The 8,483-nt window shown below is 69.4% G+C and carries 6 protein-coding genes and 1 pseudogene; 3 read left to right on the forward strand and 4 right to left on the reverse strand.

What is annotated here, in order from left to right:
* The first annotated feature begins 15 nt into the window (after positions 1 to 15).
* The gene (locus VFY73_RS23440) at positions 16 to 3,546 is read left to right on the forward strand and encodes an alpha-1,6-glucosidase domain-containing protein (RefSeq protein ID WP_329723352.1); all 3,531 of its coding nucleotides are present in this window, start codon (positions 16 to 18) and stop codon (positions 3,544 to 3,546) included.
* 125 nt (positions 3,547 to 3,671) lie between these two features.
* Here VFY73_RS23440 and VFY73_RS23445 read toward each other — a convergent pair whose 3' ends face one another.
* Positions 3,672 to 4,142: a hypothetical protein gene (locus VFY73_RS23445; protein WP_329723354.1), complete on the reverse strand. Its 471-nt coding sequence runs from the start codon at positions 4,140 to 4,142 to the stop codon at positions 3,672 to 3,674.
* A 235-nt stretch (positions 4,143 to 4,377) separates the two neighbouring features.
* On the opposite strand from VFY73_RS23445, the gene amrB reads away from it, so the two are divergent.
* Together amrB and amrS are read left to right on the forward strand one after the other, a co-directional pair.
* On the forward strand, positions 4,378 to 5,790 hold the full coding sequence (gene amrB / locus VFY73_RS23450; protein ID WP_329723356.1) for an AmmeMemoRadiSam system protein B: 1,413 nt from the start codon (positions 4,378 to 4,380) through the stop codon (positions 5,788 to 5,790).
* A gap of 70 nt (positions 5,791 to 5,860) precedes the next feature.
* Positions 5,861 to 6,955: an AmmeMemoRadiSam system radical SAM enzyme gene (gene amrS, locus VFY73_RS23455; RefSeq protein WP_329723358.1), complete on the forward strand. Its 1,095-nt coding sequence runs from the start codon at positions 5,861 to 5,863 to the stop codon at positions 6,953 to 6,955.
* Between the two features lie 46 nt (positions 6,956 to 7,001).
* Here the strand turns inward: amrS and VFY73_RS23460 are convergent, their stop codons facing one another.
* From VFY73_RS23460 to VFY73_RS23470, 3 genes and pseudogenes are all read right to left on the reverse strand, one after another.
* Positions 7,002 to 7,892 (reverse strand): fructosamine kinase family protein, encoded by an 891-nt coding sequence (locus tag VFY73_RS23460; protein WP_329723360.1) that lies wholly within the window; start codon positions 7,890 to 7,892, stop codon positions 7,002 to 7,004.
* Entirely contained in the window at positions 7,889 to 8,251 is a 363-nt protein-coding gene (locus tag VFY73_RS23465; protein WP_329723362.1) for a DUF1428 domain-containing protein, read from the reverse strand. Before VFY73_RS23465 ends, VFY73_RS23460 begins: the two co-directional genes overlap by 4 nt.
* A pseudogene (locus VFY73_RS23470) lies at positions 8,248 to 8,483 on the reverse strand (MFS transporter); the annotation flags it as partial. The pseudogene VFY73_RS23470 and the gene VFY73_RS23465, both read right to left, overlap by 4 nt.

Genomic DNA, 8,483 nt, shown 5'->3' on the forward strand with positions numbered 1-8,483 from the left:
TCTTTGGAGACCGGCATGGATGCGATGTGGCGGGGTTGGCTGCGCAAGGCGCGGCACGGGTTGGCGGCCGGTCTGGTCGCGTTGGTCGCTGCTTGCGGCGGCTCCTCCAGCGAGGCGCCGGCCGAAGACGCCAGCCTCGCGGCCGCCAACAGCGAAGACGCACAAGCCGTGCTCATCGCGGTGCCCGAAGCGCGCCGCAACACCCAGGCGCAGACCGCTGCGACGACGCTGAAGGTGCACTACCACCGCTCAGCAGCCGACTACGACGGCTGGCAGATCCACACCTGGGGCGCGGGCCAGGACCCGGGCTGGAACAACGGCTGGAACGCCAGCGGCACCGACAGCTTCGGCGCCATCTACGACGTGCCGCTGGTCGCCGACACGGGCACCGTCGGCTACCTGTTCCACAAGGGCGATACCAAGGACCACGGCGGCGCCGACCAGAGCTACCAGCTCGTCCAAGGCCAGGCCAACGAGATCTGGCGCATCGAGGGCGACGGCACCACCTACCTGAAGAACCCGTTCGACAGCGGCCCGCCGGACATCACGACCGTGCGCGTGCACTACCTGCGCTACGCGAACGACTACGCCGCCTGGGGCCTGCACCTGTGGAACGGCAGCGGGCTCGATAGCGCGCGCCTGCCGGGCGTCGCGATCGAGAACTGGAACGCACCGGTCGCGTTCAGCGACATGCCGGGCTACGCGCTCGGCACCGGCGAGGTCGTCTTCGACATCCCGGTGGTCAACCCGAAGAACGACTCCAGCAAGACGTCGTTGGAATTCATCATCCACGGCATGGCCCCGAACCAGAACGACAAGGACGGCCGGCCGAACAACATCCACGTCGACTACGCGGGGCTGAACATCGCCAACCAGGTCGGCCAGATCTGGTTGATCGAGCAGGACGCGACGATCTACATCGCCCCACCCGATCTGCGCTCGGTGTCGACGGCCGATGCACGCGCCGTGTGGCTGACCAAGCAGCTGATCAAGTGGCCGCGCGTCAACACGAGTGGCGTCGTCAAGCTCTACCACTCGACCACCGGCCAGATCACGGCGGCGAAGGATCAGCCGGTCGGCGGCGCCGATGGCTTCATCACGCTCGATGCCTTCACCGGCCAGGTGCCGCCGGATGCCGCGCTGCGCTTCAAGTACGTCGGCAACGGCTCGGTGTTCGCCGTTCGTGACGCGGACCTCGCGCTGCTGCCCTCGCTGCACACCAAGCAGCTGGTGCTGGTGCAGGAAGACGGCGACGGCAAGGTGCAGAACGCGACCACCGGCCAGCTCGCCGGCGCGCTCGATGACCTGTATGCCGCGGCCTACGACGTGCCCGATCTCGGCGCGACGGTCGCGAACGGCACGACCACCTTCAAGCTGTGGGCGCCGACCGCCCAACAGGCGGCGCTGTACCTGTACCCGAACGGCGCCGATCCGGCGGTCAGCGCCGAAGCGATGAGCTTCGACGCCGCCACCGGCATCTGGAGCCTCACGAAGCCGGGCGACCTCTCCGGCGCCTACTACCGCTTCGGCGTGCGCGTGTTCGCCCGCGGTGTCGGCGTCGTGCGCAACCTCGTCACCGACCCGTACTCGCTGAGCCTCTCCGGCAACGGCCGCCGCAGCTACGTGGCCGACCTGAACAGCGAGCGCTTCAAGCCCGCCGGCTGGGACGCGAGCCAGCCGCCGCAGACGGTCAGCGTGTCGCCGGACATGTCGATCTACGAGCTGCACGTGCGTGACTTCTCGGCCAACGACCTGACCGTGCCCGAGGCCCACCGCGGCAAGTACCTCGCGTTCACCGACAGCCACTCGAACGGCATGAAGCACCTGAAGGCGCTCGCCGCGGCCGGCCTGACCGACGTGCACCTGCTGCCCGCGTTCGACCTGGCCAGCGTGCCCGAGAAGGGCTGCGTCACGCCCAGCCCGAGCGGCGCACCGGACTCGCCCGACCAGCAAGCCACCGTCGCCGCCACGGCCGGCGAGGACTGCTTCAACTGGGGCTACGACCCCTACCACTTCACCGCACCCGACGGCTCGTTCGCCAGCTCGGTGGGCAATGGCGCGACGCGCATCATCGAGTTCCGCCGCATGGTCAAGGCGCTCAACGCCGCCGGCCTGCGTGTCGGCATGGACGTGGTCTACAACCACACCAGCGCCTCGGGCCAGAACGACCACTCCGTCCTCGACAAGGTCGTGCCCGGCTACTACCACCGGCTCAACGCAGCGGGCGGCATCGAGCGCTCGACCTGCTGCGAGAACACCGCGACCGAGAACCGCATGATGGGCAAGCTGATGATCGACTCGGTCATCACCTGGGCCCGCGACTACCACGTCAGCTCGTTCCGCTTCGACATCATGGGCCACCAGCCGCGTGCGGTGATGGAAGAGCTGAAGGCCAAGGTCAAGACGGCCGTCGGCCGCGACGTGCAGTTGCTCGGCGAAGGCTGGAACTTCGGTGAAGTCGCCAACGGCCAGCGCTTCGTGCAGGCCGAGATGCTGTCGCTCAACGGCTCGGGCATCGGCAGCTTCAACCCGCTGATCCGCGACGCGGTGCGTGGCGGCGGCTGCTGCGATTCGGGCAACGCGTTGATCGCCAACCAGGGTTACGTCAACGGGCTCTGGTACGACCCGAACGACCTGGGCGGCGGCAAGACGAAGAACGACCTGATGTGGCTCGGCGACGTGATCAAGGCGGGCCTGGCCGGCTCGATCCGCAGCTACACGCTGACGACCCACTGGGACGCCACGCTGCCGCTGGAGCAGATCAGTGTCGGCGGCATCCCGGCCGGCTGGGTGATCGACCCGGCCGAGGTGGTGAACTACTTCGAGAACCACGACAACCAGACCTTCTTCGACCTCAACGCCTACCGGCTGCCGCTGGCGACGAGCAAGGAAGACCGGGCCCGCGTGCAGATGCTGGGTGCGGCGCTGAACAGCTTCTCGCAGGGCGTGGCCTACTTCCACGCCGGTGCGGACACGCTGCGAAGCAAGTCGATGGACCGCAACAGCTACGACTCGGGCGACTGGTTCAACAAGCTCGACTGGACGTTCACCGACAACAACTTCGGCGTCGGCCTGCCGATGCAGCGCGACAACGGCAACGAGTGGGGAATGATCCAGCCGCGCCTCGCGAACCCGCTGATCAAGCCGACCGCCACCGACATTGGCTGGACGCGCGACGTCTTCCGCGACCTGCTGAAGATCCGCGCCAGCTCGACGCTGCTACGCCTGCGCACCGCCGACGACATCAAGGCGCGCCTCACCTTCCTCAACACCGGCTCCGGCCAGGAGGCCACCGTGCTCGCCGGCTTGCTGAACGGCGTGGGCTACCCCGGCGCGAACTTCCAGAAGCTCGCGTACTTCGTCAACGTCGACAAAGTCGCGCACAGCATCTCGGCCGATGCCTTGAAGGGCCAGGCGTTCCAGCTGCACCCGGTGCACCTCGCGCCGAATGCGGGGGACAAGCGGGCGGCCGAGGCGCAGTTCGATGCGGCCAGCGGCACGGTCAGCATCCCGGCGCGTACGGCGGTGGTCTTCGTCGTGAATTGACCGGTGCGAACGGGCTGGGCTCCACCAAGCCCAGCCCGAACGGGGACGGGCTGAGGCCCAGTCGCCGTCGGCTACGCCGCTTACCTATCCGTTCGGGCTGAGCGTGCCGAAGCCCGGCGCAGCCCTCAAGACTTTTTCGGCGCGAGGAGCTTGTCGACCCGAGCCTTGGCGCGGTTCGACACCAGCATCTGCTCGAAGCCGTTGGCGTCGGCATACAGCTTGGCGCCCTCGGCCCGGCAGCCGGTGGACAACTGCAACAGCGCTTCGGCCGGCATCGTCTTCTGCGTCGCCTTCGCCTCGTCGACCAGGCGGTCCGCCTCGGGCTTGCGCAGGCCGCGCAGATAAGCCTTGCCAACGAACGCAAAGCCCTGCTCCGTCAGCCGCACCAGGCCCGACTTGACGCTGCGCTCACCAGCCTTGTAGCGGCCGGCCATCTCCGCCGCATCGCGCTCCAGCACCGCCACGCATGAGGCCGCGCGTTTGAAGAACACCGTGTCGGCCTCCGTGGCCGCGGCGTGAGCGCTCGTCGCCCCCAGCAGCACGGCAGGCAGGATCAGGCGGGGCAGGCATCGGTGCACGGTGAAGGTCGTTGGCACGTGGTCAATTGGGGGGCAGTATCGCGTGTCCGTCGGCCGGCCCATGAGCCGGGGCCGGCCCGGCCGAGTCATTGCTGAAGATCACGGAAGGTCACTGAACCGGACTAACGCAGCCGAACCGTGCGCCGCCGACACCACCGGCGCCGATCACCCATTGCGGCGTGATGCCTTGTCGCGCCCGCCGATTGAACTTCTGGCGCCGGCGCCACACTCACCGGTTGGAGTTGCTGTTGCCATGCCCACGATCCGCCCCCCTGCCGTGGCCGGCTCGTTCTACCCCGCCGAGCCGCAGGCCCTGCGCGACGACATAGCGCGCTGCTTTGCCCTGGCCCGCTCCGCGCCGCCGGAGCCGGGTGGGCGCCTGCCCAAGCTGCTGGTGGTCCCGCATGCCGGCACCATCTACTCGGGTCCCATCGCAGCCAGCGGTTACGCCACCCTGGCCGCCGCGGCGCGGCACGGGCAGGTCAGCCGCGTCGTGCTGCTCGGCCCAGCCCACCGCGTGCCGGTGCGGGGCCTGGCCGCCCCCACGGTTGATGCCTTTGCCAGCCCGCTGGGCGAAGTGCCGCTGGATGCCGAAGCACTCGCCAGCCTGGACGACCTCCCCCAGGTCGAGCGCAGCGACTTCGCGCACGCGCTGGAACATTCGCTCGAGGTCCAGCTGCCGTTCCTCCAGCAGGTGCTGGGCGATGGCTTCACGCTGGTGCCCTTGGTCGTCGGCGACGCCCGCCCTGGCGAAGTGGCGCAAGTGCTGGAGCGTCTGTGGGGAGGCGACGAGACGCTGGTGCTGATCAGCAGCGACTTGTCGCACTACCTGCGCTACGACGAAGCCCGGCGCAGCGACCAAGCCACCATCGAGCGGCTGCTGGCGCTGGACGGCGGGCTGGCGCCCGACGACGCCTGTGGCGCCCGCGCCCTCAACGGCGCCCTGCTCATGGCCCGGCAGCGCGGCCTGCGCCCACGCCTGCTCGACTTGCGCAACTCGGGCGACACCGCCGGCGACCACCGCCGCGTCGTCGGCTACGCCGCACTGGCCTTCGACGCGCCGCCCGAGCCAGAACCAGAACGCGCGCAGACGTGTGATGAGGCGATCGCCGCGGCCGAGCGCGCCCTTGGCGCCGCCGCCTTCGCCATCGCCCGCAATGCCATTGCCGAGGCCCTGGGCGAGAACGTGATGGACGAGCCGCCGCACCCAGTGCTCGACACGCCGCTGGCCTGCTTCGTCAGCCTGCACAGCGCCGACGGCGAGCTGCGCGGCTGCGTCGGCCGGCTCGAGCCCGAACACCTGCTGCGCGATGCGCTGCGCGTCAACGCCTGCGCCGCGGCCTTCCGCGACAGCCGTTTCCCGCCACTGGCCGCCGATGAATGGCAGGGCCTGCAAATCGAGGTCTCGCTGCTCGGGCCCTTGCAGCCGCTGCCCGCCTGCGACGAGGCTGAGGCATTGGCCGCCATGCGCCCGGGCGAGGACGGCCTGGTGCTGAGCTGGCGCGACCAGCGCGCCGTGCTGCTGCCGCAGGTCTGGGAGCAGTTGCCGGCGCCCGGCGCGTTCCTCGCCGCGCTGAAGCACAAGGCCGGCTTGCGCAGCCATTTCTGGGACGACGACGTGCGCCTGGAGCGCTTCGAGGTGCGCCACTACGGGGGCAGCGCATGAGCCCTGCCCGGTCGCCCGAAAGGGCTCATTCCCTCCTGGAGGGACGGGCCGCAGGCCCAAGGGAGCGCGCATGAGCCCATCGCCCGACCAGGGCCAGGCCTACCCCGGCCGCTGGTGGCACACGCTCGACGACGGCCGCGTGCAGTGCGACCTCTGCCCGCGCGATTGCCGGCTGCACGAGGGCCAGCGTGGCCTGTGCTTCGTACGCCAACGGGTCGGTGATGCGATGGTGCTGACGACCTATGGCCGCAGTTCGGGCTTCTGCATCGACCCGATCGAGAAGAAGCCGCTGAACCACTTCCACCCTGGCTCCAGCGTGTTCTCGTTCGGCACCGCCGGCTGCAACCTGGCCTGCAAGTTCTGCCAGAACTGGGACATCTCGAAAAGCCGCGAGATGGACCGGCTGATGGACGCCGCGTCGCCCGAGCGCATTGCCGAGGTCGCCGCCGAGTCAGGCTGCAAGAGCGTCGCCTTCACCTACAACGACCCGGTCATCTTTGCCGAGTACGCGATCGACGTGGCGCAGGCCTGCCATGCGCATGGCCTGTACACCGTGGCCGTGACCGCCGGCTACATCCACGCCGAGCCGCGGCACGAGTTCTACGCCCACATGGACGCCGCCAACGTCGACCTGAAGGGCTTCACCGAGGCCTTCTACTTCCAGCAGACCGGCGCCCACCTCGCGCCGGTGCTCGAGACGCTCGAGTACCTGAAGCACGAGACCGACTGCTGGTTCGAGATCACGACGCTGCTGATCCCCGGCCTGAACGATTCGAGCGAGGAGCTCGAAGCGATGAGCCGGTGGATCGCCGAACACCTCGGCCCCGACGTGCCGCTGCACTTCACCGCCTTCCACCCCGACTACAAGATGACCGACGTGGCGCCGACCCCACCCGCCACGCTGACCCGCGCCCGCGAGATCGCCCTGGCGCAGGGGCTGCACCATGTCTACACCGGCAACGTGCACGACCGCGCCGGGGGCACCACCTTCTGCCCAGGCTGCCAGGCGCCGCTGATCGAGCGCGACTGGTACGAGGTATTGCGCTGCGAGCTCGACGAACGTGGCCGCTGCCCGCACTGCGGCACCGCCATCGCCGGCCGCTTCAGCCGCTTCACGCGGGGTTTCGGCCGGCGCCGCGTGCCGCTGCGGGTGGCTACCGCCTGATCACGCCGGTGCGGCGCGCAGCCCCACCGTTGATCTCCTTTCGGCCTCAACGCAAGAGCCGCTGGGCCAGCATCGTTGCCTGCCCGAAATACGCCCCGCCGAACAGCAGCGCGTGGTTCAGCAGGTGGTACAGCTGGTACAGCCCGCGCCGCCGCGCATAACCGGCGTGCGCGCCCATCACCGCCTGCCACGCCGGCCAGAAGCCGACCGGCGGTGTGCCGAACAGCTCCACCATCGCCAGCTCGGCCTCGGCGTCCGACACCGACACCGCCGGGTCGAAGACCACCGGCTTGCCATCCTTGCGCATGCCCCAGTTGCCGCTCCACAGATCGCCATGGATCAGGCTCGCGCGCGGCACGTGGCCATCCTCGAAGAACCGCGGCAAAGCCGCTGCGACCGCCCCGACCGCATGCAGCAGCTCGGCCGGCGCACCGGCCGACTGCAGGCGTGGCACCAGCGCCTCGAGCCGCTCGCTGCGGTAGAACGCCAGCCAGCCGCTGAGGCCGCCGCGCGTGCTCCACCGGTTGCGCTGCAGCGTGCCGCCGAGATAGTTGTCGCGCGCCCAGCCGAAGCACCCGTCGCCTTTGGGCCGAGCCACATGCAAGGCCCCCAATGCCTCGCCCAGACGCTGGCCGAAGCCGCCGTCCGGCGGGCGCAGATCCAGCCATTGCATGGCGAGTAGTGACATGCCCGTGCCGTCGTCGACACCACAGTGCGCGACCGCCGGCACGGCCACGCCGCCCTGCGCGGCCAAAGCGCGCAGGCCATCGGCCTCGGCGTCCAGCCGCGCGGCATCGGCAGCCGGCAAGGTCTTGACGAACAGCTGCGCATTGCCCGTCGCACGCCACGTGCTGCAAAAGCCGCTGGCGCCCAGCGCCTGCACCGTCCACGGGCCGCCGAGCGCGCGTTGCAGCGCCGCGGCCAGCGGCGTGGTCACAGTTCGACGATGCTCTTGAAGCCACCCCAGAACATGCGCTTGCCATCGAACGGCATCAGCTTCGGGTCCATCATGTCGGCCAGCCGCGGGTCGGCCATCACCAGCTTGTTGATGCGGTCGCGCTCGCGGCGGTTCTTGTAGACGATCCACGAGAACACCACCACTTCGCCCTCCTTCAGCTTCACCGCCTGCGGAAACGACGTCGACTTGCCCGGCTTCACATCGTCGGCCACGCACTCGATGTACTGCAGCGCACCGTGCTCCATCCAGATCTTGCCGGCCTTGGTCGACATCTTCTTGTAGGCCGCGAGGTTGGCCTCGGGCACCGGCAACACGAAACCATCGACATACATGCTCATGCGGGTTCTCCTTCGGGTTGGGAAGACGAGGGGTTGTTGGCAAGCCGGCCAGCGCGCATGCACACGAAGCCCAGCCCACCGGCCAGCGCGGCAAACGCCGCACCGAGCAGGAACGCGAGTTGATAGCCCTGGTTCAGCGCGTCGAGCGCGGCCACGCCGGCGCCCTGCAACGCGGCCGTGCGCGCCGCGGCGCCGCTGGCCAGCACCGCCCGCCCGAGCGCGCCACCCCTCA

This window comes from Ideonella sp., assembly GCF_036277275.1.
Lineage (GTDB): Bacteria > Pseudomonadota > Gammaproteobacteria > Burkholderiales > Burkholderiaceae_C > Ideonella.